General features: G+C 69.7%; 20 protein-coding genes. 12 read left to right on the forward strand and 8 right to left on the reverse strand.

The annotated features are described in order from the left end of the window. Positions 1–76 precede the first annotated feature (76 nt). From ACIQLK_RS05045 to sfnG, 4 genes are all read left to right on the forward strand, one after another. On the forward strand, positions 77–1,870 hold the full coding sequence (locus ACIQLK_RS05045; protein ID WP_400363868.1) for a phosphatase PAP2 family protein: 1,794 nt from the start codon (positions 77–79) through the stop codon (positions 1,868–1,870). Between the two features lie 253 nt (positions 1,871–2,123). Next, on the forward strand, positions 2,124–2,864 hold the full coding sequence (locus ACIQLK_RS05050) for an SDR family oxidoreductase (protein ID WP_400363201.1): 741 nt from the start codon (positions 2,124–2,126) through the stop codon (positions 2,862–2,864). Beyond that, positions 2,861–3,445 (forward strand): TetR/AcrR family transcriptional regulator, encoded by a 585-nt coding sequence (locus tag ACIQLK_RS05055; protein ID WP_400363202.1) that lies wholly within the window; start codon positions 2,861–2,863, stop codon positions 3,443–3,445. The genes ACIQLK_RS05050 and ACIQLK_RS05055 overlap by 4 nt, the downstream gene beginning before the upstream one ends. A 187-nt stretch (positions 3,446–3,632) precedes the next feature. After that, positions 3,633–4,781 carry a dimethylsulfone monooxygenase SfnG gene (gene sfnG / locus ACIQLK_RS05060; protein WP_400363203.1) on the forward strand — a complete coding sequence of 383 codons (1,149 nt, stop codon included), beginning with the start codon at positions 3,633–3,635 and terminating at the stop codon, positions 4,779–4,781. Positions 4,782–4,845: 64 nt separating this feature from the next. Here the strand turns inward: sfnG and ACIQLK_RS05065 are convergent, their stop codons facing one another. Further along, positions 4,846–6,900 (reverse strand): PhoX family protein, encoded by a 2,055-nt coding sequence (locus ACIQLK_RS05065; protein WP_400363869.1) that lies wholly within the window; start codon positions 6,898–6,900, stop codon positions 4,846–4,848. A gap of 117 nt (positions 6,901–7,017) precedes the next feature. Between ACIQLK_RS05065 and ACIQLK_RS05070 the strand changes: the two genes are divergently transcribed. Then, on the forward strand, positions 7,018–8,064 hold the full coding sequence (locus ACIQLK_RS05070; protein ID WP_400363204.1) for an LD-carboxypeptidase: 1,047 nt from the start codon (positions 7,018–7,020) through the stop codon (positions 8,062–8,064). Positions 8,065–8,071: 7 nt separating this feature from the next. On the opposite strand, the gene ACIQLK_RS05075 is transcribed toward ACIQLK_RS05070, so the two are convergent. From ACIQLK_RS05075 to ACIQLK_RS05085, 3 genes are all read right to left on the reverse strand, one after another. Then, positions 8,072–9,139, reverse strand: a complete 1,068-nt coding sequence (locus ACIQLK_RS05075) for a sodium:calcium antiporter (protein WP_400363205.1) — start codon at positions 9,137–9,139, stop codon at positions 8,072–8,074. 61 nt (positions 9,140–9,200) lie between these two features. Beyond that, positions 9,201–9,719 (reverse strand): DUF2087 domain-containing protein, encoded by a 519-nt coding sequence (locus ACIQLK_RS05080; protein ID WP_400363206.1) that lies wholly within the window; start codon positions 9,717–9,719, stop codon positions 9,201–9,203. 9 nt (positions 9,720–9,728) lie between these two features. Beyond that, complete coding sequence (locus ACIQLK_RS05085; protein WP_400363207.1) at positions 9,729–10,340, reverse strand: GNAT family N-acetyltransferase; 612 nt, start codon at positions 10,338–10,340, stop codon at positions 9,729–9,731. A gap of 75 nt (positions 10,341–10,415) precedes the next feature. Between ACIQLK_RS05085 and ACIQLK_RS05090 the strand changes: the two genes are divergently transcribed. The 3 genes from ACIQLK_RS05090 (at position 10,416) to ACIQLK_RS05100 (ending at position 13,780) form a co-directional block, all read left to right on the forward strand. Beyond that, positions 10,416–11,030 (forward strand): TetR/AcrR family transcriptional regulator, encoded by a 615-nt coding sequence (locus tag ACIQLK_RS05090; RefSeq protein WP_400363208.1) that lies wholly within the window; start codon positions 10,416–10,418, stop codon positions 11,028–11,030. Between the two features lie 65 nt (positions 11,031–11,095). Further along, a complete protein-coding gene (locus tag ACIQLK_RS05095; RefSeq protein WP_400363209.1) occupies positions 11,096–12,805 on the forward strand; it encodes a long-chain-fatty-acid--CoA ligase in 1,710 nt (569 codons plus the stop codon). Between the two features lie 90 nt (positions 12,806–12,895). Further along, positions 12,896–13,780, forward strand: coding sequence for an aldo/keto reductase (locus ACIQLK_RS05100; RefSeq protein WP_400363210.1), 885 nt, complete (start codon positions 12,896–12,898; stop codon positions 13,778–13,780). A 93-nt stretch (positions 13,781–13,873) separates the two neighbouring features. Here ACIQLK_RS05100 and ACIQLK_RS05105 read toward each other — a convergent pair whose 3' ends face one another. Then, the gene (locus tag ACIQLK_RS05105; RefSeq protein ID WP_400363211.1) at positions 13,874–15,529 is read right to left on the reverse strand and encodes a RecQ family ATP-dependent DNA helicase; all 1,656 of its coding nucleotides are present in this window, start codon (positions 15,527–15,529) and stop codon (positions 13,874–13,876) included. Positions 15,530–15,631: 102 nt separating this feature from the next. On the opposite strand from ACIQLK_RS05105, the gene ACIQLK_RS05110 reads away from it, so the two are divergent. From ACIQLK_RS05110 to ACIQLK_RS05125, 4 genes are all read left to right on the forward strand, one after another. Then, the gene (locus ACIQLK_RS05110) at positions 15,632–18,523 is read left to right on the forward strand and encodes a carboxypeptidase regulatory-like domain-containing protein (RefSeq protein WP_400363212.1); all 2,892 of its coding nucleotides are present in this window, start codon (positions 15,632–15,634) and stop codon (positions 18,521–18,523) included. Between the two features lie 94 nt (positions 18,524–18,617). Then, positions 18,618–19,211 (forward strand): hypothetical protein, encoded by a 594-nt coding sequence (locus tag ACIQLK_RS05115; RefSeq protein WP_400363213.1) that lies wholly within the window; start codon positions 18,618–18,620, stop codon positions 19,209–19,211. A 186-nt stretch (positions 19,212–19,397) separates the two neighbouring features. After that, a complete protein-coding gene (locus tag ACIQLK_RS05120) occupies positions 19,398–19,970 on the forward strand; it encodes a cysteine hydrolase family protein (protein ID WP_400363214.1) in 573 nt (190 codons plus the stop codon). Between the two features lie 44 nt (positions 19,971–20,014). Next, on the forward strand, positions 20,015–22,099 hold the full coding sequence (locus ACIQLK_RS05125; RefSeq protein WP_400363215.1) for a S9 family peptidase: 2,085 nt from the start codon (positions 20,015–20,017) through the stop codon (positions 22,097–22,099). 21 nt (positions 22,100–22,120) lie between these two features. Here ACIQLK_RS05125 and ACIQLK_RS05130 read toward each other — a convergent pair whose 3' ends face one another. The 3 genes from ACIQLK_RS05130 to coaBC form a co-directional block, all read right to left on the reverse strand. After that, complete coding sequence (locus tag ACIQLK_RS05130; protein WP_400363216.1) at positions 22,121–23,017, reverse strand: DUF1295 domain-containing protein; 897 nt, start codon at positions 23,015–23,017, stop codon at positions 22,121–22,123. Positions 23,018–23,038: 21 nt separating this feature from the next. Beyond that, complete coding sequence (locus tag ACIQLK_RS05135; protein WP_400363217.1) at positions 23,039–24,841, reverse strand: AMP-dependent synthetase/ligase; 1,803 nt, start codon at positions 24,839–24,841, stop codon at positions 23,039–23,041. Positions 24,842–24,903: 62 nt separating this feature from the next. Then, the gene (coaBC, locus tag ACIQLK_RS05140; RefSeq protein ID WP_400363218.1) at positions 24,904–26,109 is read right to left on the reverse strand and encodes a bifunctional phosphopantothenoylcysteine decarboxylase/phosphopantothenate--cysteine ligase CoaBC; all 1,206 of its coding nucleotides are present in this window, start codon (positions 26,107–26,109) and stop codon (positions 24,904–24,906) included. Positions 26,110–26,135: the final 26 nt, after the last annotated feature.

The raw sequence follows: 26,135 nt of genomic DNA on the forward strand, positions 1-26,135 counted from the left end.
CTGACAAATATCCTCGTCATCGATAGTCTGCGACGACTCCCGCAACCAATGGAAGTGAGGCGCGCCCGTGAGCGTGATGACACAGACAAGACGACGAGGCACTCGTGCCCGTATGGCGATCGGCGGACTCGGAGTCCTCGTCGCCTGCACCCTGACGGCCGGGCCCGCTTTCGCGGCCGCCGGCTTCACCGAGGAGCAGATGACCGCGACCTACGCGTCGGACGCCACCGCGTCGACCGGCGACTCGAAGGCACCCAGCGCCGACAACTGGTCGGTGCAGATGATGGACGTCTTCGAGGATCTCCGCACGGATCGCGGCGAGGGCGGCAACGCAGCCGTCATGGATTACAACGACGAGCTGACGAGCGAGATCAACCTCACCGCATCCGATGCTCAGGTGGAGCGCGCCATCGTCGACCAGTACCAGGACATGTCCGTCAGCATGGGCGACGCCTTCGGCGAGAAGCTCGGGGCGATCTACGCCGGCGCCGTCGCCGACGGCGAGCTGCCGAAGCTGACGTGGCTCCTGAACAAGGAAGGCGGCAAGCTCGGGTCGACCTCGTCGAGCAACCCGCCGAAGAACTACTTCGACTACAAGCGTCCCTATCTGCGGCTCGACACCACGAAGGACCTCGTCTACCGGGACAAGGAAGGCGGCGACGCGTGGGGCTCCAAGAGCGGGTCGTTCCCGTCGGGGCACACGTCCCAGGCGTACTGGCAGGGCACGGCGCTCGCCGAGATGCTGCCCGAGCTCGCGCCGCAGATCCTCGCGCGCACGGCCGAGGCCGGCAACAACCGCATCGTGATGGCGGCTCACTATCCGCTCGACGTCATCAGCGGCCGCATGATGGGCCAGAAGATCATCGCACTCCGGCTCGCCGATCCCTCTATGCGCAAGCTCGTGGACGAGGCCGCCGCCGAGCTCCGCGGTGTCCTCGAGCGCGGCTGCGGCGACACCCTCGAGAACTGCATCGAGAAGGACGTCCCGTACCTGACGACGGACAAGGCGCTCGCGTACTACCAGGAGCACCTGGGCTACGGGTTCCCCGCCACCGGCCCGAAGGGCGTTCCCGTCGTCGTGCCTGCGGGCGCGGAGGAGCTGCTCGTCTCGGCTCACCCCGAACTGACGCCCCAGCAGCGCCGTCAGGTGCTCGCCGTGACGGCGACGGACTCCGGCAACCCGCTGGACGTGGGGGAGCAGGAGAGCTGGCAGCGCATGAACCTCGCGGCCGCCATGGCCGCGAAGGTCACCGTCCGCGAGGACGGGTCCGTCGTGATCGGCGCGCCCACGCCCGACCCCGAACCCACTCCGGACCCCGAGCCCACGCCCGACCCGGAGCCGACTCCGAACCCTGAGCCGACTCCCGACCCCGAGCCCACTCCGGCTCCGGAGCCGACTCCGGCTCCCCAGCCCACGCTCCCGTCGACGGGGGGCGCACCGGGTGCACCCGTCGCCAACGGTGACGACCTCCCCGCTGCAGCGCAGGGAAAGATCCAGGCATCCGTCCGCGGCGACCGCATCGTGGTCTCGGGTCTGACGGCCGGGCAGCAGTACTACGGGTTCATCTACTCGACCCCGACCGCGCTCGGACAGGTGACGGCGGATGCCGCAGGTTCGGCGACCTTCGCGCTCCCGGCCGACCTCGAAGGGGGAACGCACCGCGTCGCCGTCGTCGATGAGTCCGGCGATCTCGTCGGCTGGGCCACGGTGACGGTCGCCGATGGCGAGGCCGCCGCGATCGACGATCGGGAGCTGGCGTCGGCGGGCGGCCAGTCGGCTCCGCTGTGGATCGCGGGAAGCGCGGGAACGGCCCTCCTCGCCCTCGGTGTGGTGCTGCTGATGCGCCGCCGCCGGAGCGGAACCGTCTGACGCGTCACGCAGTAAGGGCCGGCTGGAGAGGCATCCAGCCGGCCCTTGTCCCTTTGCACCAAGAGTGTCCTGCAATCACATGTCGGTAGCTGCCACAGCAAAACATCTACCGTGCAATGACTGTATAACGACGAGATAACGGTGGCAAGAGATTCCTGTTATCAATTTGTGATGAGCCCGCGTTGCGTCTCCTCTACGCCGGAGACACATCTAATCGACAGATGTAGATTAGGTGTATCGAAAGGAGTTCCCCATGGAACGAATCAGCGGAAAGGTCGCCCTGATCAGCGGAGGCGCGCGAGGCATGGGTGCCGAGCACGCACGACTCTTCGTCGAGGAGGGTGCGCAGGTGGTCATCGGAGACCTGCTGGACGAGGAGGGGCAGGCGCTCGCCGCCGACCTCGGTGATGCCGTGCGCTACGTGCACCTCGACGTCACGAACTACGACGACTGGGAGAAGGCCGTCGCCGTCGCCGAGCAGGAGTTCGGTCGGCTCGACATCGTCGTCAACAACGCCGGCATCGCGGATTTCGCACCGATCGAGGACTACTCGATCGATCAGTGGCATCGGATCATCGGCATCAACCTCACGGGGGTCTTCCACGGCATCAAGGCGGCGATCGAGCCGCTGAAGCGCAGTGGCGCCGGGTCGATCATCAACGTGTCCTCGACGGCCGGGCTGCAGGGATACGAGGCGCTGCCCGGATACAACGCGTCGAAGTTCGGGGTTCGTGGCCTCACGAAGAACGCGGCGCTCGACCTGGGGCGGTACAACATTCGGGTCAACTCGGTGCACCCGGGTGCGATCCGCACGCCCATGACGGAGGGCTTGGACGCATCACAGAGCCACGTCGCGCTTCACCGCATGGGCGAAGCTGTCGAGCTGTCGCGACTCGTGTTGTTCCTCGCGAGCGACGAGTCCAGCTTCTCGACCGGTGCTGAATTCGTCGCCGACGGTGGTGAGACCGCCGGCCTGGCCCACTACGGCGCGTGACGGTCGACCCGAGGCAAGCCCGCACGAGCGCCGCTCTCCGCGCGGCGCTCGTGCGATTGCTCTCCGCGCAGCCGCTCGAGTCGATCACGGTCTCACAGCTCTGCCGTGAGGCGGGAGTTCATCGGACGACGTTCTACAAGCACGCCGACCGGGTGGATGCCTTCGCGGTGGGCATCCTCGCCGAGGAGATCGACCGGCTGGCCACCGTCGATGACGACGTGTCCTCCGGCGAGCGTGCGGCGCGGGCCTATCACTCCGCGACGCGTCGATTGATGGCCGCCCTCGTCGAGCACCGGGACATCTACCGTGCACTGTTCGCCTCGTCGGCGGCAGGCGCGTTGAACGCCGCTCTGCGTCACCGAATTCGCGAGCGCGCCAGGATCGCACTCGACGACGTCGCCGCGGCCGGCGTCATGGGAGCGCCTCGAGGGGAGCGGGATCAAGAGGAGGCCGCCGCGTACCTCGCCGGGGGGATCGCCGGACTCCTCGAAGAGTGGATCCACGAGGACGACATCGATGTCGATGCCGCCGAGGGGCGCCTGTTCCGGCTCATGCCTGCGTGGTGGCCGGGCGTGCCCTGACGTACGAGAGCCGGGCTGCACCACCGATCGACGCAGCGCGTTCAGCAGGTCGCCTCATGGACGCAATACGTCACGGTGCGACACATGGGTTCACATCGATTGACACCCCTATCGCCTCAGGCGGAAGGTTCCCGGGAACGCATCCGATACCGCCGTCTCGCGGCGCAGCCCACTTTCCGGAGATCTCATGACCGAGCAGACGTCCTCGCACGATCCGGCCTCGTCCCACGAGCCCCTGAAGTTCGCTTACTGGGTCCCCAACGTCAGCGGCGGGCTCGTGGTCTCGAACATCGAGCAGCGGACGTACTGGGACTACGACTACAACGTGAAGCTCGCCCAGACGGCCGAGCGCGTCGGGTTCGAGTACGCGCTGAGCCAGGTGCGCTACCTGTCGAGCTACGGCGCCGCGCAGCAGCACGAGTCGACGTCGATCAGCCTCGCGCTGCTCCTCGCGACCGAGAAGCTGAAGGTCATCGCCGCGGTGCACCCCGGCCTCTGGGAGCCGGCGGTGCTCGCGAAGTTCATCCTCACCGCCGACCAGTTCTCGAAGGGGCGCGCCGCCGTGAACGTGGTCTCGGGCTGGTTCAAGGACGAGTACACGAAGCTCGGCCTTCCCTGGCTCGAGCACGACGAGCGCTACCGTCGCTCAGCCGAGTTCATCGAGGTGCTGCGCAAGCTCTGGACCGAAGAGAACGTGCAGTTCCGGGGCGACTTCTACCGGGTGAACGACTTCACGTTGCGCCCCGGTCCGTACCCGGTGCCCGGCCGCCCGCACCCGGACATCTTCCAGGGCGGAAACTCGACGGCCGCCCGCTTCAACGGTGGTGCGCACGCCGACTGGTACTTCTCCAACGGCAAGGACTTCGACGGCTTCACCGAGCAGTACGACGACGTCACGCGGGTCGCCGCCGAGCACGGCCGGACGGTGCGATTCGGGCTCAACGGCTTCGCGATCGTCCGCGACACCGAGGCGGAGGCGCGCGAGCAGCTGCGTGAGATCATCGCGCAGGCGGATCGCGCGTCGGTGGAGGGGTTCCGCGGGTCCGTGCAGCAGGCCGGGGCATCCACCGCGGACCGCAAGGGGATGTGGGCCGACTCCACGTTCGAGGATCTCGTGCAGTACAACGACGGCTTCCGCACCCAGCTCTTCGGTCCGCCCGAGCAGGTCGCCGAGCGCATCGTCGCCTACAAGAAGCGCGGGGTCGACCTCTTCCTGCTCGGCTTCCTGCACTTCCAGGAGGAGCTCGAGGCGTTCGGCGAGAAGGTCATCCCGATCGTCCGCGAGCTCGAAGCCGACCTGGCACGTACGGGCGATCCGATCAGCGTCGCGCGCTGACGAAGGGCGCGCGCTGACGAAGGGAGGGGGTCGACCGGACGTCGACCCCCTCCCTTCCGCCTGATCAGGCCGGGTAGACCTGCACGACCGATGGGCGCGGCGCGTTCGGCACGTCGCCGCGACGCGTCGAGCCGTAGTCGGGAAAGAGCGAGCTCGGCGCTGCGACGGTGCCGTTCTCGCCCGGATGCTGCACGGCGACGAACACGAGCTTTTCGCGCGCGTGGATCACGGGACCGCAGGTCTCGGCCTCGCGCGGGACGGCGAGGAACTGCTGCACGTGTCCGCGCTCGCGCCCCGTGAGCGGCACCCGGAACAGGCCGTCGTTGAACCCGATGGTGCTGGGCGCCCCGTCCGTCGAGATCCAGAGGTTGCCGTCCTCGTCGAACGCGAGGTTGTCGGGGCACGAGATCGGCGACACCTTGTCCTTCGGGTAGCCTGCGAAGTAGGTGCTCGGATCGGACGGGTTGCCGCACTGCAGCAGGATGCTCCAGCCGAACGACGTGCCCGCCTGCCCGCGACGCTCGGTCATCTCGAGCACGTGTCCGAAGCGGTTGCCGGTGCGGGGGTTCGCCTCATCCACCATCGAGGTCTTGCCGCGGTCGGAGTTGTTCGTCAGGGCGACGTAGATCTTGCCGGTACGCAGACTCGGCTGCACGTCCTCGGGGCGGTCCATCTTCGTCGCGCCCATCTTGTCGGCGGCGAGGCGCGTGTAGACGAGGACCTCTTCGGTCGTCATGCCCGGCACGACGCTCTTGCCGTTCCTGGTGAGGGCGATCCACTCGCCGGTCCCGTCGAACGCACCGTCGGCGGGGAGTCTGCCGGAGCCGTCGATCTGGCTCACGGGGGAGTCGCCGCGGAATCGCGCGACGAACAGGTCGCCCTCCGACAGCAGCGTCATGTTCTTCTTGCGTGATGAGCTGATGCGGTTCTTCGAGACGAACTTGTAGAGGTAGTCGTTGCGCTCGTCGTCGCCCATGTACGCGACGACCCGGCGGTCCTCGGCGACGATCACGTTCGCTCCCTCGTGCTTGAAGCGGCCCATCGCGGTGTGCTTCTTGGGCGTCGATGTGGGGTCTTCGGGGTCGATCTCGACGATATAGCCGAAGCGGTTGGGCTCGTTGACGTACCCGGGGTCGAACGAGTCGAACCGAGGGTCGTACTGCTCCCACCCGGTGGAGGTCGTCCGAGACGCGCTCGCCTGATAGCGCTTCTGGCCGGCGGTGTCCGCCGCCCACGCGAAGTACCCGGTGAAGTTCTCCTCGCCCGAGAGGATCGTGCCCCACGGGGTGGTGCCGCCGGAGCAGTTGCCGAGCGTTCCGTGAACCCAGCGGCCCTCGGGGTCGGCGGCCGTCTTCACCAGATCCGAGCCGGCGGCGGGGCCGGTCAGCTCGAAGACCGTCTCGACCGTGATGCGGCGGTTACGGCGACCGTCGATCGTGTAGCGCCAGGGAGCGCCCCGTCGACGCCGCGTGATCTCGACGACGGACATCCCCTGCGCGGCCTTGTAGACCTCGCCGCGGCGGCGGAGCTCGGCGGCGTCCGTCGACGGCGGGAACATGATGTTCGGGTTCACGTACTCGTGGTTGTTGACGAGCACGCCCGTCTTGCCGCTGCGGTCGGCGAGGATGTCGAGGTAGTCGCTGTTGTAGCCGAACTGCCGCTCCTGTGCGGCGCGGCTCTGTCCCTCGAGCGAGAACGTCGGCGCGTCCGAGAACAGCGGGTCGCCCCAGCGGATGATCGGCGACCACGTGTAGCCCTTCGGCACGGTGAGGGCGTCCACGGATGCCGCGACGGGGGCGATCGGCTGGAACGGCAGGCTGTGGTGTCCCCAGCCCCACGTCGACTCGACAGGTCCGCCGGGGTGCGCCGAGGCGGAGGAGGGGCTGACGACGCCGAACGCGTCGGCGGCGAGGACGACCGCGCTCGCGGCGGCGGCGCCGATCAGCATGCGACGCGACAGCGCGATCTCGGCGATGCTGCGGAACGTCGGGTTGTCGGACCCGTTGCATTCCGGGCCGAGGCACGCGTTCGCGCATTTGAACTGGCAGGTCACCGCCGAGCGCTTGCCGACGGCGTGGGCCGCGAGGGGGAGCGTCGTGCGGGTGGTGGGGGGTTCCACAGTGGTCACAGGGGGTCCTCTCGTGCAGATCCGTTCCAGGATGCGTCGGCGTCCCTGCGTCGGAGTGAATCGCCGGTGAACACCGGGTGACGGTCGCGCGGATGCCACGATGAGGTCATGCCCGCCTCGTTCCGGCCCCTCCCGAAACTGCGCCGAGGCGACCGCGTCGCTGTACTGTCGCCGTCGTTCGCCGCCCCCGGCTTCGCGCCCGCAGTGCACGAGCAGGCGCTCCGCCGAATCCGAGACGAGCTGGAACTCGAGCCCCTCGAGTTCTCGACGACGCGGATGCTGGGCGCCGACCCGCGCACCCGCGCGGCCGACGTCATGGCGGCGTTCGCGGCATCCGACGTCCGTGCCGTGTTTGCGAGCATCGGCGGCGACGACCAGATCACGGTCGTGCCGCACGTCGACCTCGCGGGCGCGCTCGCCCACCCGAAGCCCTTCGTCGGGTACAGCGACAACACGCACCTGCTCAACGCGCTGTGGCAGTCGGGCGTCCCTGGCTTCTACGGCGGGTCGACGCAGGTGCACATCGGCGCAGGACCGGGAATCGACGGCATCCATCTGCAGTCGCTGCGCGCCGCGCTGTTCGACGGCGGCGAACTCGAGCTGACCGAGCCGGGCGAGTCCGAGGACACCGGCGTCGACTGGCTCGACCCGCGGGCGCTGACCTCGTACGGCGATCGCGGCCCGACCGAGCCGTGGTCGTGGTCCGGCCCGGCGCGAGTCGTCGAGGGGCGCACGTGGGGCGGGTGCCTCGACGTGCTCGACGAGATCGGGCTGGCGGGACGGATGCCGGAGCTCGACGACCTGCGCGGCGGCATCCTGTTGCTCGAGACGAGCGAGGAACTGCCCTCGCCCCGTCTCGTCTCGCGCTGGGTACGTGCGCTGGGGGAGCGCGGAGTCCTGGACGCGGTTGCCGGTGTCCTCGTCGCGCGTCCGCCCGTGAGCACGTTCGGCGACGAGCCGGATGCCGAGACGCGCCGCGCGCGCCGCGAGGCGCAGCGCGAGGTGGTCACCAGGCTGGTCGCCCGGTACAACCCCGACGCCGTCGTCTGCGTCGGCGTGCCGTTCGGGCACACGCGTCCCCAGTGGATCGTGCCGTACGGCGGGACGATGCGCCTCGACGGCGTCGAGCGGCGCGTGTTCGCGTCGTACGACTGAGCCTGGGTCAGCCCGAGGCGACGGCGAACAGCCCGGCGATCCCCACGGCGTAGAGCACGAGGACCGCCAGCGAATCGACGCCCATCCCCAGCACCCGCCGCGAGGGACGGAAGATGAGCCCGACGACGTAGACCAGGGTCAAGAGGGCGGCGAGGGCGGTGAGGTAGACGTCCGTCGCGCCCGCGCGCGGCAGGACCGCCTGCCCCGAGATGACCGTCGCGATGAGGAAGAGGACCGGGAGGAACGCGTTGCCGCCGAAGATGTCGCTCATCGCGAGGTTGTCGTCGCCCTGGCGGATGGCCTGCAGGCCGGTCGAGATCTCAGGGAGCGCGGTCGCGAGAGCCAGGAACGTGGCGCCGAACAGGACGCCCGAGAGTCCGATGTCCTCCGCGATCGCGTCGCCGGCGCGCTCGAGGACGACGCCGGCGCCGAGGGTCGCGGCCGCGGCGACGAGGAAGATCGTGACGACGAGCCACGTCGGCCGGCTCTTGTGGGGATGCTGCGGCTTCGAGCGCCGGTGGCCCGGGGTGTGCGGCGAGGCGCCGTCGGCGGTTCCGTTGCCGCTCCAGGGCAGGTGGCGGCCGGCGCGCTGCACGAGCAGCAGACCGCCGATCCAGAGCGCGGTGATGAGAACCACGTCCGGCGTGAGGCGGAGGGCGACGAGCCCCTGCGGCAGCTGGCTGCCGGCCACGACGGCGGCGAGCACGGCCACCACGACGAGCCCCTCGAGCACGAGGACGAGGGATGCCGCCCGGTAGGTCAACGGCTTCACCCCGCGGCCCCGGCGGCCGAACGCGTCGAGCACGACGAGGACGACGGTCTGCAGCGCGATGCCGCCGAGGATGTTCCCGACGGCGACCCCGAGATTGCCCGCCGCGGCGGCGCTGACCGTGATGGCGATCTCGGGCAGGTTCGTCGCGACAGCGAGGATGATCAGCCCGCCGAAGGCGCTGCCGATGTGCCAGCGCGCGTCGAGCACGTCGGTGGTCTTCGAGAGTTGGATGCCGGCGACCCACACGACGGCGGCGGCCGCGACGAAGACGATGACGACCAGCCAGAACGGAAGCGAGTTCACCGCACCAGTGCACACCCGGAGCGTGTGATCGGCACAGCGGTTGACGACGCGCTGCGGACGTCTACTCGGACGGAGTCTGCTCCGCGGCCAGCGCGTACTCGGTACCGGAGCGCGTGCGTTCGACGAGCTCGTGGTCGACGAGGTGCCGCCGGAGCGCGGCGACGTCGTCGGTGAGCGCTGCGAGCCGCTGGTTGAGCCCGCGCTCGTCGAGCACCTCCCCGGGTTCCAGCGCGCGGTGGGCGAGGAGGGTCAGCAGCTCGCGGCGTTGGTTCGGGCTCGACGGATACCCGGTGAGGCGGCCGTCGCGTGAGAGGTACCGCTCGACGCCCGTCGGCCTCGGCGCCGCGGGTGCGGAGGCGAGCACGCGGCCGAACGCACCGCCGTCTGCACGCAGGTCGTCCGTGATGAGACCGGCGCGTCGCAGCGTCTCGACGACGTGGCGCCGGCGGGACGGCGATAAGTCCTGGAGGGCGTCGTCCGCGTCGGCACCGAGCGTCAGCCGGGCGAACACCTCACGGGCGCGGTCGTTCGCGAGCGCCGCGATGAGCGGTCGCCACTGGTCGTCGTTCGATCGCGCCATCCCAGCACGCTATCGCGGCGCGGGCAGCCTCAGCATGGCGACCGGCTGCGCTCCCGGCACGCCCTCGATCGGGCTGATCTCCTCGAATCCGAGGCGACGGTAGAGCCGCCGATTGTCGGGAGTGGACGACTCCAGGTACGCGGTCTGACGCGTCGTGTCGAGAGTGTCGAGCTGAGCCGACAGCAGCGCCTTGCCGACGCCGCTGCCGCGCGCCGCGTCGATCACGCCGATCTCCGCGAGGTACCAGTGCGGAGCGCGCGGCCGGTGGCGCGCGAGGCGCGAGAGCAGGACAACGGCCCGCGGCATCCCGAGCCAACCGAGCGCACGGGCGAAGCGGGGTAGCTCGGCAGCCTGCCGCGCCAGGGAACCCTGCCCGGAGTGGGGGCCCTCCCACGCGGCGACGCCGAGGATCGTGCCCTCGGCGTCGCGGGCGAGGTCGACCGTGCCGGTCGCATACGGACCGCTGGCGAGGAGTGCGTGGAAGAGGTCGGTGAGCCGGTCTCGTCGACGCGTCGGTCCGGGGACGATGGACGACATCACCGGGTCCTGCGCGAAAGCCTCGGCGAGGATCCCGGCGGCCGGGACGAGGTCGCTGACGCGGGCGGGGGTCACGCTGATCATGATGTCTCCTCAATTGGTCCAAGTGGATAAAACTAGTATGGACGGTGCCCACGCGCCGCACGCTCGGAGATCGCTGTGAACGAACCCTCACCTCGCCGGACATACCTCGACGTCGACGACCGACGTCGGCAACTGCTCGATGCGGCGGTGCAGGTGATGGTGCACGACGGCGTGGCCGCGCTCTCGCTGCGCTCCGTGGCTCAACGCGCCGGCGTCGCCCACCGTGTCGTCAGCTACGCTTTCGGCTCGAAGGGCGAACTCGTGACCGCCCTGCTGCAGCGGGAGTCTGAACTCCTGACCCGCAGACTCTGGGCCGAGCCGCTCGCCCCGGCCCCTCTCGTCGATGCCGTCGGCGCAGCGCTGCACACCTTCGTCGATGAGCTGCGCCTCGACCGGGTACGCCACGAGCGGCTGGCCGAACTCACCGCGATGGCTCGCTCCTCCGACGCTCTCGTCGGTGCGGCGCGCGCCGAGATCGACGCGGTGCGCGGCGAGATCGAGCGCCTGGTCGAGGCGTGGGCGGCGGCCCGCAAGACCGAGCTGACCGTTCCGACGACGAGCCTGGTGGCGATCATCCACGCGGCTGCCGAGGGGCTCGCCGCGTGGTGGCTCGCGACCGGCGACGACGAGCACGTCGACGACGTCGTCCGGGCGTTCTCGACCGGGCTCGTCGGACTCGAACGCGCGTAGCAGACGCACAGGAGACCCATCGGAAACCCGCCCTACGCTGGCGGAACACCGAGGAGGACACGACGATGACTTCGACACCGCCGGCATCCGATCTGCAGGACCGTCCCTGGCGGGCCGCCTACGCGCCCGGCGTCCCGACCGACATCGACCCGGTCGACGAGACGCTGGTCGATCTGCTCGACCACTCGGTCGCCCGCTACGGCTCGAAGGTGGCGACGGAGTTCTTCGGTGCCGAGACCACCTACGCGGAACTCGGCGAGCAGGTCTCGCGCGCAGCGAACGCCCTGCGCAAGCTCGGCGTCACCGCCGGTGACCGCGTCGCCCTCGTCCTCCCGAACTGCCCGCAGCACATCGTCGCGTTCTACGCCGCGCTGCGGATCGGCGCGATCGTCGTCGAGCACAACCCGACCTACACGGCGCGTGAACTGCGCCACCAGTTCGAGGTGCACGAGGCGGTCGTGGCGATTGTGTGGGACAAGGTCGCCGACATGGTCGCCGAGTTCCCGAGCGACGTGGCCCCCGCCGCGATCGTCGCCGTCGACATGACCGAGGCCCTGCCGTGGGCGATGCGCACCGCGCTGCGCGTGCCTGTGCCCGCACTCCGGGAGCGACGCGAGGCGATGACCTCGAAGCCCACCGCCCGCGGCGTCATCCGGTGGTCGCAGTTCACGAACACACGCCGGTTGCCGCGCAAGTACGCCCGGCCCGTCCTCGACGACACCGCTCTCCTGCAGCTGACAAGCGGAACGACCGGGATGCCGAAGGCTGCCGTCCTCTCACACCGGAACCTCCGCTCGAACGCCGAGCAGGGGCGCGCCTGGGTGCCGGGGCTCACGGAAGGCGCCGAGACCTTCTACGCCGTCCTGCCGATGTTCCACGCCTACGGGCTCACTCTCTGCCTCACCTTCGCGGTGTCGATCGGTGCGCGGATCGTGCTCTTCCCGAAGTTCGACGTCGACCTCGTGGTGGGAGCGCTGAAGAAGTCGCCGCCGACCTTCCTGCCCGGTGTGCCGCCCATCTACGACGCTCTGTCGCGGGCGAGCACCCGCAAGGGCGTCGACCTGTCCAGCATCCGCTTCGCGATCTCGGGCGCGATGAGCCTGCCGGTGCCCACCGTCACGCGGTGGGAGGAGGTCACGGGCGGCCTGCTCGTCGAGGGGTACGGCATGACCGAGACCTCCCCGGTCGCACTCGGCAACCCGATCGGACCGACGCGGCGCCCCGGCACCGTCGGCGTGCCGTTCCCGAGCACCGACATCCGGGTGGTGGACCCCGACGATCCAGCTGTCGACCGGCCCGCCGGTGAGGCGGGTGAGCTGCTCATCCGCGGTCCGCAGGTGTTCCAGGGCTATTGGCGACGCCCCGAAGACACGGCTGCGGTGCTGCTCGACGGCGGGTGGCTGCGCACCGGCGACATCGTCACGGTCTCGGAGGACGGCTTCGTCACCGTCGTCGACCGCGTCAAGGAGCTCATCATCACGGGCGGGTTCAACGTGAGCCCGAGCGAGGTCGAGCATGTGCTGACCCTGCACCCCGACGTCGAGTCCGCCGCGGTCGTCGGCGTCCCTCGGCCGACGGGCGGCGAGGACGTGGTCGCCGCCGTCGTGATGAAGGAGGGGACCGCGTTCGAGGCATCCGCCCTCAAGGACTTCGCCCGGTCGCACCTCGCGTCGTACAAGGTGCCGCGCAAGGTCGTACAGCTGGATGATCTGCCGCGCTCGCAGATCGGCAAGGTCCTGCGGCGGCAGGTGCGGGAGCAGCTGACCGCGCGCTGACCTCCCTGAGCTGATCTGTCAAGGGTCGTCGCGCCGTCCGGCGTCGACTGGCAGGGTGGATGCCGCACCCCACCCCGTCGAAGGAGACTCATGACGCAGCGCACCCTCGGACCCTTCACCGTCTCGGCCATCGGACTCGGCGCGATGCCGGTGTCGATGAACGGTAACGGCCTGCCCTCGCACGACGACGCGGTCGCGACGGTGCGCGCGGCGCTCGACGCGGGCGTGACGCTCATCGACACCGCCGACATCTACGCCCCCAGCTGGGACGAGATGGGCCACAACGAGCGGATCGTCGCCGACGCGCTCGCCGGCTGGGACGGCGACCGGTCGTCGATCGTCGTCGCCACGAAGGGCGGTATCACGCGCACGCAGGAGAAGGACTTCGGCCGTGACGGTTCGCTCGAGTACCTCCGCAGTGCGGTACAGAAGTCGCTGAAGAACCTGCAGGTCGACGTCATCGACGTGTACCAGTACCACCGTCCCGACCGCTGGATGGTCTACGGCGACATCATGCAGAACCTCAAGACGCTGCAGGAAGAGGGTCTCGTCCGCTCGGTCGGCATCTCGAACGCGAGCGTCGAAGAGATCCAGATCGCGCAGGAGGTCTTGGGTGAGGGCAACCTCGTGAGCGTGCAGAACGAGTTCTCGCCGCGGCATCCCGGCAGCTACGGCGAACTGACCTACTGCGCCGAGAACGGCATCGCGTTCCTGCCGTGGAGCCCGCTCGGGGGCATCGGCGGCGCCGGCTCGATCGGCGAGCGGTTCAGCGTGTTCGCCGAGATCGGCCGGGCGCACGGCGTCAGCCCGCAGCAGGTCGTCCTGGCGTGGGAGCTGTCGCTCGGCGAGACCGTCATCCCCATCCCCGGAGCGAGCCGCCCGGCATCCATCACCGACTCGTTCCAGGCGCGGGACCTCGAGCTCTCGGCCGACGAGCTCGCCCGCTGCTCGGCTGCCGTCGGCATCGAGGTCTGAACCCGGGCCGGATTCGGGGATGCGCCACGGATTCGGACCGGGAAGCGTTCCCCGGTCCGAATCCGGCGGCCTCGTCCGAATCCGAGGGCGAGGTCAGCCGGCCTTGAGCAGGTGCTCCCGCTCGACGATCTCGAGCGAGAGCACTTTGTAGCCCTCGCTGTCGAAGAACACCCGCATGCGGTCGTCGTCGATCGAGACCACCGTGCCCGGGCCCCATTCGCGGTGCGACACCTTCTCGTCGATCTCGAAACCCGAATCCGAGACGGACGCCGCGTGCCGCCCAGCGTCGGCTGCCCCCGCCGCGCAGGTGTCGCAGTTGCCGCAGGGCTCGTCGAGGTCCTGCCCGAAGTAGCCGAGCAGCACCTGGCGCCGGCAGCGCCGCGTCTCGGCGTACTCCCGCATCGTCTCGATGCGGGAGCGCTCGATGCGCTCGCGTTCCTCGACCCGCTCCAGCGCCGCCTTGACCGCCGCGCGCTCGTCGAGGTTGCGCCGCAGCGACACTCCCGACTTCGATGCGCGCGCCGACCCGGTGTCGATCAGCAGGGTGAGCAGTCCCGTGACGCGGCGCGGCGAGAGTCCGGACTCTTTCGCGAGAGCGGACTTCAGGCGTGCCCGCGTCGACATCGCCCGCATGAGGCGGCGGAGCTCGGCGGCATCCGGATTCTTCGTCGCGAAGTAGCGCCGCAGCGCGAGGTCCTCGGCACGGTAGTGCAGCGTGCCGTGGGCCTCCTCGCCGTCGCGGCCGGCGCGCCCGAGCTCCTGGAAGTAGGCGTCGATCGATTCGGGGACGTCGGCGTGGATGACGAAGCGCACGTTCTCCTTGTCGATGCCCATGCCGAATGCGCTCGTCGCGACGACGACGTCGAGCTCGTCGCAGAGGAACTGCCGGTGCACCTCGGCGCGCTCTTTGGCAGGCAACCCCGCGTGGTACGCCCGCGCACGCCGTCCGCGTTCGATGAGGTCATCGGCGTACTGCTCGGCCGAGCGGCGGGTCGAGGTGTAGAGCAATCCGGGAACCGGCAGCGAGGCGACCTCGTCGACGACGGCGGCGCGCTTCTCGCGGTCGTCGCCGTGCCGACGGACGCCGAGTCGGATCGATGGTCGGTCGACGTCGCCGATGTGGATGGAGGGGTCGTCGAGTCCGAGGCGGGCCGAGATCTCCTCGCGGACGGGGGTGGATGCCGTCGCGGTCAGCGCGAGGATCGGCGGCCGTCCGAGCCGCTCGGCGACCTCGCCGAGACCGAGGTAGTCGGGGCGGAAGTCGTGCCCCCACGAGGCGATGCAGTGCGCCTCATCGACGGCGAGGAGGGCGATGTCGAAAGTGGCCAGCTCGGCGACGACCTCGTCGTTGGCTAGTTGCTCGGGTGCAAGGAGGACGTAAGTCGCCTCCCCCTCGCGCAGGCGGCGCCACGCCTCGGCGCGGGCCTTTTCGCCTCGCCCGGAGTGGAGCGCAACGGCCCGCGGCGCGTCGGGGGCGTGCTCAAGGCCGGCGAGCTGATCCTCCTGCAGGGCGATGAGTGGCGACACCACGACGGTCACGCCCGGGCGCAGCGCGGCGGTCACCTGGTAGACCGCGGACTTGCCCGACCCCGTCGCCCAGACGACGAGCACGTCGCGTCCGCCGGCGGCCGCCTCGATCGCGTCGAGCTGCGCAGGCCGTAGGTGCGTCAGTCCGAACCGCTCGGCGGCGACGCGCTCCACCTCGGCGCGGTCGGGGGCGGACGATGCAGGGGTGGAGCGGCGTGACATCCCTCCACGGTCGTCGAGGAATCTGCATCCGCGGACACCCTTGACACGCCCGTAGTATTCAGATGCCGGTCGAGGGGTTCGGCACGTCATCCTGGGGGACGCATGCGGTTTCGGTTTCGGTTTCGGTTCGTCGGCGCGCTGATCGCCGTCGTGGCGCTCGTGTTCACCGGTCTCCCCGCACAGGCCGCCGAGGTTGCACCGACGCGTATCACCGGGGTGCTCACCGACGTCGACGGCGACGTGGTCCGGTACGGGACTATCCGATTCGAAAGCGTCGACACGGGCCGAGCCTGGATCGCCCCTCTCGATGTCGATGGAAAATTCGGCAGCGACCTGCCCGCGGGTGCGTATCGGGTGTCCTTGTCCTCGAACCCTACTTCGGCGTTCGCCACGTATGACGACCTCTGGTATCCGGGTGTGGGGACCGCGGAAGAGGCGCAGATCATCTCGCTGCCGGCGGGACGGACGATCGACGCATCATGGCGGTTGGGGACTCGTGGACCGGGTATCACCGGGGTCATCAGCGATGCGGTCACGGGGCGTCCCGTGGTGGGCGCGACTGTTTCGCTCGAAGAGCCGGGGAGTCCCTCGCGCTACACCAATCGCGACGGTCGGTACCGATTCTCGTTGCTTCCTCCTGGGGAGTACGAGATCAGAGTCGATTTCCCAGGGGGCGGCAGGTATGCCGTCGCGACCTCCTCAATCACCGTGGCGGACGATTTCGCGGAGTGGTCCATCGCCCTCGAGCCCATGGGCACTCTGCGCGTTACTACAGGCCAGTCCTCTTCGGTGCAGGCCTATCTTTCCCCCGTGGGTGAACAACGGGAGATCTATGCGTCAACCGACGGCCGCGACATCCTCGTAGAGAACGTGCCGCCGGGCGACTATCTCCTGCGCATCAGCCCTAACCGCGGCATGCACGACTTCGTCGAGACCTGGTGGCCGGCCGGCCGAACGCGGGCGGAGGCGGAAGCGATCACAATCCGATCAGGTCAGACGACCGTCATCGCTGCGAACCTCGCCCCAGGTGGGGTCCTGGAGGGGACGGTCGTCTCAGCGGGAACGCGCACACCCGTCCCGGAGGCCTTCGTCACTGCGTACACGGACGCGGGTGTCGAGGCAGGATGGTCTCAGGCTGACGGTGAGGGTCACTACCGGATCGCGTCTCTCCGCACGGGGGAGTACACGGTGGTCTCGTCCGGGCCACGCCATTCGAAGTTCTCGACCACCGCTGCCGTCGAACTCGGTGTGACGACCCGGTTGGATCTTCAGCTCCCGTTGCTCGGCGGTCTGACCGTGACCGTCACCTCTCCGGAGATGGTCGTTGGCCAGAGAGTGTCCGTCTACGACAAAGCCTTGAAGTTGGTCACCTCTCGCCAGCTCGTCGAGCGCGGGAAGTCCGAGAAAGTGATCTTCGATGACCTCAATGTCGGCGAGTATCTCGTTGAGGTTGACGGTAACGGCGCCGTCCTGGGCGGCTGGTACGACGGCGCATCGACGAGCGCGGGAGCGCGAGCCGTGACCGTTGCGCCAGGAACGAGTACGCCTGTCGACTATCGGCTGCGCCGTGCGACTGCGGCCAACAGCGGGAGCATCTCCGTCGCCGCGGTCGGACCACAGGGAGAACCGGTGACCGACTCGGCTGTCTGGCTGTACGACGCGGACGGTCTCGTCCGCGGGTACGACCTTCTGCAGGTCGACCCGGTCACCTTCCCCTCACTCCCGCCCGGCGACTACCGGCTGCGCTTCGCGGAGAGCAAGTGGGAATATCGTCACCCTTACACGACGACCTGGTTGGGCGGCAGTGACCTCACGGATGCCACCCTCATCCACGTCGACGCCGGCAAGACAACGGCTGTCAGGCCGACGCTCGCGCGCACACTCCCGCCGGAGTCGGCAACGATCGTCGGCACCCTCTCGTCGAAGCTGCCTGAATTGTTCAACGGCGCACGCGTCATAGCGTGGGCGGAGACCAGGAACACCGTCGCACGGGCCGGCACAGGCGTCGTCGATGCCAAGGGACACTTCGAGATAGTCGGTCTGCTTCCCGGGCGCTACCACCTGCAGATGGACGATCATCCCCGCTGGAAGGACGGTGTGGCCCCCGTGTGGCTGGCTTCGGAGGGTGACTGGAGCAGCTCGCGCGTGTTCACCCTCGCCGAGGGGCAGACCGTCCGGGTCAACGAGAAGATGCCGAACGTGACGGGGCAACCTCATCACGCGACGGTTCGCGGGGTCGTCCGTGAGGGGGGCAAGCCGGTCGCGGGCGCTGTCGTGACGCTTCGGGGGAGAAGCAACGAGTCCACCGTGCGCACGGACTCGTCCGGCCGGTTCGAGGCATGGGTCGACGGCAACCAGACCGCGACGGTCGAGATCGCCGCGCGATCCACGACGACCAGGTATGCAGCGCCAGTAACCGTTGCCAACGGGCGCATCTCGACGCACGAGGTGGCCCTCACGCGAGTGCTCGCGACGCCGGCACCGACCCTTTCCACGGCGCCGGCCGTCGGTCGCTCCGTGACCGCGAGGACCACCGGCTGGACGTCCGGGACAACCGTCACGTATCAATGGCGCCGGAACGGGAAGCCGATCGCCTCGGCGACGAAGTCGTCCTACACGCCGGTCGCTGCCGACCGTGGTGCGAAGCTGACCGTCACGGTGACAGGGAAGAAGGCGGGCTACGCCACTGCGTCGCGCACGAGCGCGGCGAAGGCGGTCGGTCACGGCACCCTGACCTCGTCGACCCCGCGGATCACCGGGGTGACCGCTCGCGGCAAGACGTTGACCGTCCAGCCCGGCGCTTGGACGCGTGGGACGTCGCTCACGTACCAGTGGTATGCCGACGGAGTGCGAATCAAGGGGGCGACTCGCTCGTCGCTGACGCTCACCTCCGGCCTCGTCGGGGACAAGATCTCGGTGAAGGTGACGGGCAGCAAGAGCGGGTACGCCACGCATTCTCGGTCCAGCGCGGCCACGGCTCGCGTGCGTCGGTAAACCGTTGTCCGGCACAATTTCGGCCGAGTGATGATCGCCGCCCTAAAGTCGGGGCGTGCACTTCCTTCGACCCTCATACCTCGCGAGCCGCGCGATGAGCATCGTCCGAGGTAAGCATCGCGGCTTCGTTCGGCCAGAGGAGAGCGCGCGGCGCGAACAGTTGGAGGTGAAGTGGTCGCGCACCTTCGGGAATGATCGCCCGAACATGGACCTTCGCTGGCAATTCCCCGACCGGTGGGCGCGATTCCACGTCCGGGGACCGGGGGCCACTGCTTCGGATCTGGAGGCCTTTGAGAACCTCCGCGCGCTGCTCCGCGACCTTCCTGAGAAGCGCGGCGAACCGATGCGCCTCATCGTCGAGGAATATGGCATCAACGACTTGTCGGGCGGGTGGTCCAAGGCGCTGCCCACCGACCTCTTCGCATGGCGGCGGATACCTCGCGATGAGTACCGCGCCGGAACCGCCTACTACTGGGCGGGCACAATCCACGACAGGAATGTGATCGAGGCGGTCTTGGTGAAGGCGGCGCTGGAGGAGGGCTACTTCGTCTTGACGGATGCCGAAGTCTCGTGGGCGTTCTGCCCCTTCTGGTACGGCGTCGACATCATCTTCGGGTCATCCCGAGAGCGGGACGAGTTCGTAGATGCTCATCGCGACCTGTCACCGCCCGACTGCACGGATCTTTGATCGTGCCTCGTAGGGTCGTCCGTGTGGTCTTTCCTCTCATCGTCGGCTACACGCGCCTCACCAGCGATTTCGTTAACGCTCATCGCGACCTGCTGTCGCGGCATCCGTCCGGTCACTGACAGCGCCTGGCAGGATCCCGCTGCATCCTGGCCGACCCGGGCGCGCGCCCCGTGCCAGGCTCGATGCGTGCAGATCCCGCCGCGACACCTCACCCTCGACCGCGCTGCCCTCGTCGTCATCGACGTGCAGCGCGGGTTTGACGACACCGCGTACTGGGGCGAGCGCGACAACCCCCTCTGCGAGGCGAACATCGCGTCGCTCCTGGCCCGTTGGCGCGAGCGCGCGTGGCCGGTCGTCTTCGTCCGGCACGACTCGACGTCGCCGGTGTCGCCGCTGCGACCCGGTCAGCCGGGTAACGACCTCAAGGACTCGATCACCGGCATCCCGGACCTCCTGGTCACGAAGAGCGTGAACTCGTCGTTCCACGGCGCGCCCGACCTCGACGCGTGGCTGCGCGAGAACGGGATCGACCAGATCGTCGTCACGGGCATCTCGACGAACCACTGCTGCGAGACGACCGCCCGCGTGGGCGGCAACCTCGGCTACGCCGTGTACTTCGCCCTCGACGCCACCCACTCGTTCGACCGGACTGCGCCCGACGGCACCGTGATCACCGCGGCGACCCTTGCAGCGGTCACCGCGACGAACCTCGACGGCGAGTTCGCCACCGTCTGCTCGACCGCCGACCTGCTGGGCTGAACCCGCCCTGTTGCCCCGGCGGGGTGCCCGGTTAGCGTGGAGGGATGCCGCAGAACCCTTTCGCCTCGCTCGAGGACTACATCGCCCTGCCCCGCATCGACGCCGTCGCCCTCTCGCCCGACGGCACCCGCGCCGTCCTCACTGTCGCGACGCTGAACAAGGACAAGACCGGGTACGACCGGGCGCTGTGGGAGGTCCCCGCGAGCGGCGGTGGCACGCCCCGGCGGCTGACCCGCTCCGCGAAGGGCGAGCAGGGCGCCGCCTTCACGGCCAACGGCGACCTGCTGTTCGTGAGCGCGCGGCCCGATGCCGAAGGGGACGGTGAGGACGAGGCGGCGCAACTCTGGCTGCTGCCAGCCGGGGGCGGTGACGCGCGAGCGATCACGCGTCTGGCCGGGGGAGCGTCGGGGATCGCCGCCGTCGCGGACGCGGCATCCGTCGCCGTTCTCGCAGCCGACCTGCTGCCGTCGGCGGACTCGCTCGAGGCCGACGCGACGCTGCGCGCCGAGCGCAAGAAGCGCAAGCTCTCGGCGATCCTGCACTCGACCTACCCGGTCCGCTACTGGGACCACGACCTCGGACCCGCCGAGCCCCACCTGCTCTCGCTCGACCTCGATGCTCTCGCCGACACGATCGGGTCGTTCGCCGCGTCCGACACGGCGGAGGACGAACCGGATGCCACGACCCCCTACCCGGCATCGCTCCCGCGTCCGCGCGACCTGACGCCCGCCCCCGGCCGCACGGCCGACACCGCCGGTGCGGCCCTCACCCCCGACGGACGCACGCTCATCGCCGCGATGCGCTTCCCGCAGGGCCGCGCCGAGCGCTTCGCGATCGTGTCGATCGACGTCGCTTCGGGCGAGCGCACGACCCTGTTCGAGGAGCGCTCGACCTACTTCGAGTCCCCGGCGATCAGTCATGACGGCCGTCTGATCGCGTACGGGCGGGCAACGTTCTCGGACCCGACGGGCCCCGCAGATCAGGAGCTGTGGGTCGCCGGGATCGACGGCTCCGCGCCGCGCCGGCTCGCCGAGGGCTGGGATCGCTGGCCGACGAGCATCGCCTTCGCGCACGACGACACGGCGCTCATCGTGACGGCCGACCAGGACGGCCGAGGCCCGGTGTTCCGCGTACCGCTCGACGGCGGCGCACCCGTCCAGCTGACGACCGACGACCACGCGTACTCGAACGTGTCGGTCGACCCCGCGACGGGCGCGCTCGTCGCGCTCCGCTCGTCGTGGATGGTGCCGCCGCACCCGGTCCGCATCGACCCCGACGGTACCGTGACCGCGCTCGCGACGCCGGCTCCGCTGCCGACGCCCGCCGGCACGATGACCGAGGTCGAGACGACGGCCGAGGACGGCGCCCGGGTGCGCGGCTGGCTGCTGCTGCCGGAGGGGGCGGATGCGGCATCCCCCGCACCCCTGCTGCTCTGGATCCACGGCGGGCCGCTGAACAGCTGGAACGCCTGGAGCTGGCGGTGGAGCCCGCAGCTCGCGCTCGCCCGCGGCTACGCGGTGCTGCTTCCTGATCCCGCGCTGTCGACCGGCTACGGGCTCGAGTTCATCGCCCGCGGGTGGAACAGCTGGGGTGAGAAGCCGTACACCGACCTCATGTCGATCACCGACGAGGTCGTTGCGCGCGAGGACATCGATGAGACGAGGACGGCCGCGATGGGCGGCTCGTTCGGCGGGTACATGGCGAACTGGGTCGCCGGTCACACCGACCGGTTCCGCGCGATCGTGACCCACGCGAGCCTGTGGGCGCTCGACCAGTTCGCCGGGACGACCGACAGCTCGTCGTACTGGCAGGAGATCTTCACGCCCGAGGCGATGGCCGAGAACTCACCGCACCGCTCCGTGACCGATATCTCGACCCCGATGCTGGTCATCCACGGCGACCGCGATTACCGCGTGCCGATCGGTGAGAGCCTGCGGCTGTGGTCGGAGCTCAACGAGCACTTCGGCGAGGAGGACGGCTCGACCGTGCACCGGTTCCTGTACTTCCCCGACGAGAACCACTGGGTGCTCAAGCCGCAGCACGCCGTCGTCTGGTACGAGACGGTGTTCGGCTTCCTCGGCGAGCACGTGCACGGCAGGCCCGCGCCGAAGGTCGCCGGGCTCGGCTGAGGCGAGCCCGGCTCGCCGGCGTCAGGGCGCGGCGACCTTCGTGCGTCCGAGCGTCGGCACGAGCACCGGCGTCGCGGTCTTGTACGCCTCGTAGTCGGCGTCTCCGCCCCACCGCTTGTCGGCCTTCTTCTCGAGCAGGGGGATGCCGCTGACCCGGGTCAGCAGCAGGATCACGAACACCGGCGACAGCAGGCCGATCCACTGCCAGCCCTCGAAGACCGGTGCGGCGACGATCGCGACGCCGACCCAGGCGAGGATCTCGCCGAAGTAGTTGGGGTGGCGCGAACGGGACCACAGGCCGGTCCGAATGAAACGTCCCTTGTTGGCGGGGTCGGCCTTGAACGCGTTCTTCTGCAGGTCGGCGACGACCTCGAACAGCATGCCGACGATCCACACGACGATGCCGATGCCGGCGAAGACGTCGAACGAGACGCGGTCCGCCGGCTCCGTCGCCATCGCGATCCAGGCGGCCGCGGCGGTGATGCTCACCCAGAGGCCCTGCATGATCCAGACGCGCAGGAACGAGAGCGGGTTGACCTTGATGTCGTCGAATCGGTCGTCGCTGCCGGACCGGTGGATGCGGATGAAGAGGAACGAGCCGAGTCGGACGGCCCAGATGATCACCATCGCCGCCAGGGCGATGGAGCGCGCGTCGGGCGAGGGCGACAGCAGCACCACGCCGAGCGTGACGAGGATGAAGGTCGCGCTGCCGGTGGCATCGAAGAAGCGCTCGGTACGGGCGATCGCCGACGGGATGTAGACGAGCACCTGCACGGCGAACGCGGCGGCGACGGCGAGGGCGAACACCGGGATGCCGCCGACGGTCGCGCCTCCCTGGCTGCCCGCGAGCGCGACCAGCGCTCCGATGACGAGCCCCACGATGACGGTGATGACGGCGGAACGGTTCTGCGAAGACATGATGGCCTTTCGGAAGGGGAGTCAGCGGTAGAGGGCGGCGACGACGTCGGAGCCGCGCTCGAGCAGGACGCGGCGCTTGATCTTGAGCGTCGGCGTGATGATGGTGGTGTCGGCGAGGTCGGCGGCGATGAGCACGAATCGCCGCACCTGCTCGCTGCGCGAGACGAGCGCGTTGGCGGCGTCGATGCTCCGCTGGATGCGTGTGCGCAGATCCTCGTCGGGGATCTCTCGCAGCTGACCGGCGGTGGGCGCATCGCCGCGCCTCGCGACCTCCTCGGGGTCGAGGATGATGAGCGCGCTCAGGTAGGACCGTCCCTCGCCGACCATGACGGCGTGCGAGACGAGCGGGTCCGCCTCGACGGCGAACTCCCACGGGGCGGGGACGACGGTCTTGCCGGTCGAGGTGACGATGACGTCCTTCGAACGGCCCTCGATGATCAGGCGTCCGTCGGCGTCGAAGCGTCCGAGGTCCCCGGTGCGGAAGAACCCGTCGATGAACGCCTCGGCGTCGTGCGCGGGGTCGCGGTAGCCGCGGAAGACGCCGATCCCCTTCGCCAGGATCTCGCCGTCGTCGCCGATGCGGACGGTGGAGCCCGGCAGCGGGCGCCCGACCGTTCCGGCGCGGATGTCGCCGGGCAGGTTGCCGGTGAGAGGTGCCGTCGTCTCGGTGAGGCCGTACCCCTCGATGACGGGCACCCCGATGCCGCGGAAGAAGAGCGACACCTCGGGGTCGAGCCGGGCGCCGCCCGAAAGGATGTAATCGACGCGTCCGCCCATCACGGCGCGCAGCCTGCGGAAGAACAGTGCCTCGAACAGGCGCTGCCGAACGGATGCCGGTGCCCGCCCGTCCGCGCTCCGCTCGGCCGCGCGTCCGCCCGAGACGGCAGTCGCCACCGCCGCGCGCCACACCCTTGTCAGGTGCGCGGCCTCGGCCTTCTGCGCCGCGGCCGCCTGGATCCTCTCGAGCACGCGCGGCACGACGACGAGGAACGTCGGGCGGAGGACCGACAGCGTCTCGACGACAGTGCTCGGGTCGCTCAGGTGCGCGATGCGCATGCCGTTCGCGAGGCAGATGAGCTGCAGCCCGCGAGCCAGCACGTGGGCGAGGGGCAGGAAGATGATCGTGTTGCCCTGCTCGTGGACGACCTCGCCGTAGGCGGCGGCGATGTTGAGCACCTGACCGAGGAAGTTCCGGTGCGTGAGCACGGCGCCCTTGGGCTCGCCGGTGGTGCCCGATGTGTAGACGATCGTCGCGGCCGCGTCGAGGTCGGCCGCCGTGCGGTGTCGCTCGAGGTCGGCATCCGTCACGTCGTCGCCCCGCGAGCGCAGGTCGTCCAGGGTGCGGATGCCGCCGGTCACCCGGTCGGCCGGGTCCATCGCGTACGCGCCGAGGCGCCCGGCGCCTGTCTCGGCGAACGCGTCGGCGAGACGGCGGGTCTGCGCGTCGGTGCCGCCGACGCCGAGGACCACGTCGGCGTCGGCGACGATCCCGGCGACCTGGACGGGGGACGAGGTCTCGTAGACCGGCACGACCACCGCGCCGGCGAACCAGGCGGCGAGATCGGTGACGGCCCACTCGTATCGCGTCGAGGCCATGATCGCGAGAGCGTCACCCGGTGCGACGCCGGCGGCGATGAAACCCTTCGCGAGTCGGCGGACCTCGCCGAGGAATCGGACGGTGGAGACCTGCCGCCACGTGCCGTCGCCGACGGCGACGTCGAACGCAGCATGGTGGGGAGCCTCCTCGGCACGGCGGACGAGCAGGTCCGTGACGTTGCGATGCCCGTCCACGGGCGCGAGAAGAGGAGTGTGTATCTGCGGCACTCAGGTGATTCGGAGCCCGAACCGAATCGGATGCCGCTATCTTGCGCGCGAGCGCCGGAGGTTCAGCGCAGCCGCAGCACCGCATCCCAGAGCGCGTCGGCGACGACCCGCTTGGTCCCCGCGGCCTGCGAGGCGACCTCGTCAGAGGTGTCGACGAACAGCACCCGGTTGTCGGCCGTCTCGAAGCCCTCCTGCCAGCCGACCCGGTTCACGGCGAGCAGGTCGACACCCTTCCGGGAGCGCTTGCGGATGCCGCGCTCGCGCAGCTCCGCGTCGTCGGCGGCCGTCTCGGCAGCGAACCCGACGATCGTCTGGCCCGGGCGCCGCTCCTGCACGAGCCCGACGAGGATGTCGGGGTTCTCGACGAGGTCGAGGGTGACGGTGCCGTCCTCCTTGCGGATCTTGACGTCCGAGACCTCGGGCACCGAGAAGTCGGCGACCGCGGCGGCCATGACGACGACGTCGGCCTCGGCACTCGCGGCGCGCATCGCGGCATCCATCTCGACAGCGGTGAGGGCGCGCTCGACGGCGATCCGCGGGTGGTGCAGGGCCTTCTCGAGGACGCCCTCGTCGACGTGCGCGGCGACGAGGTGGACGTACGCGCCACGGTCGGCGGCGGCGAGGGCGACGGCCACCCCCTGCTTTCCGCTGGAGCGGTTGCCGAGGAAGCGTACCGGGTCGATCGGCTCGCGCGTGCCGCCGGTCGAGACCGCGACGCGAAGGTCCGCGAGTTCGAATGCCGGCGCCCCGGCCGCGTCCAGCGCCGCGGTAACGATCTCGTCGGGCTCGACCATGCGTCCGGGACCGCTGTCGCCACCGGTCAGCGGGCCGTCGGCCGGCCCGACGATGTGCACCCCGCGCCCGCGGAGGGTCGCGATGTTCGCCTGCGTCGCGGCGTGGTCCCACATCGCGGTGTGCATCGCGGGGGCGACGACGACCGGGGCGGTCGTGGCGAGGAGCGTGACGCCGAGGAGGTTGTCGGAGATCCCGGCGGCCATCTTGGCGAGGGTGTTCGCGGTCGCGGGGGCGACGATCACGAGGTCGGCGCTCGTGCCGAGGGCGACGTGGCGCACCTCGGCGACGTCGTCGTGCACGCTCGTCGTGACAGGATGGCGGCTGATCGCCTCCCAGGTGGCGGTCCCCACGAACCGCAGCGAGTCCTCGGTGGGAACAACGTGCACCTCGTGCCCGTTCGTCACCAATGCACGGACCACCTGCACCGTCTTGTAGGCGGCGATGCCGCCTGAGACGCCCACGACGACGAACATGGTCCGATCCTCCCACGGGGTCGGAC

The organism is Microbacterium sp. NPDC091382 (assembly GCF_044757025.1).
GTDB lineage: Bacteria > Actinomycetota > Actinomycetes > Actinomycetales > Microbacteriaceae > Microbacterium.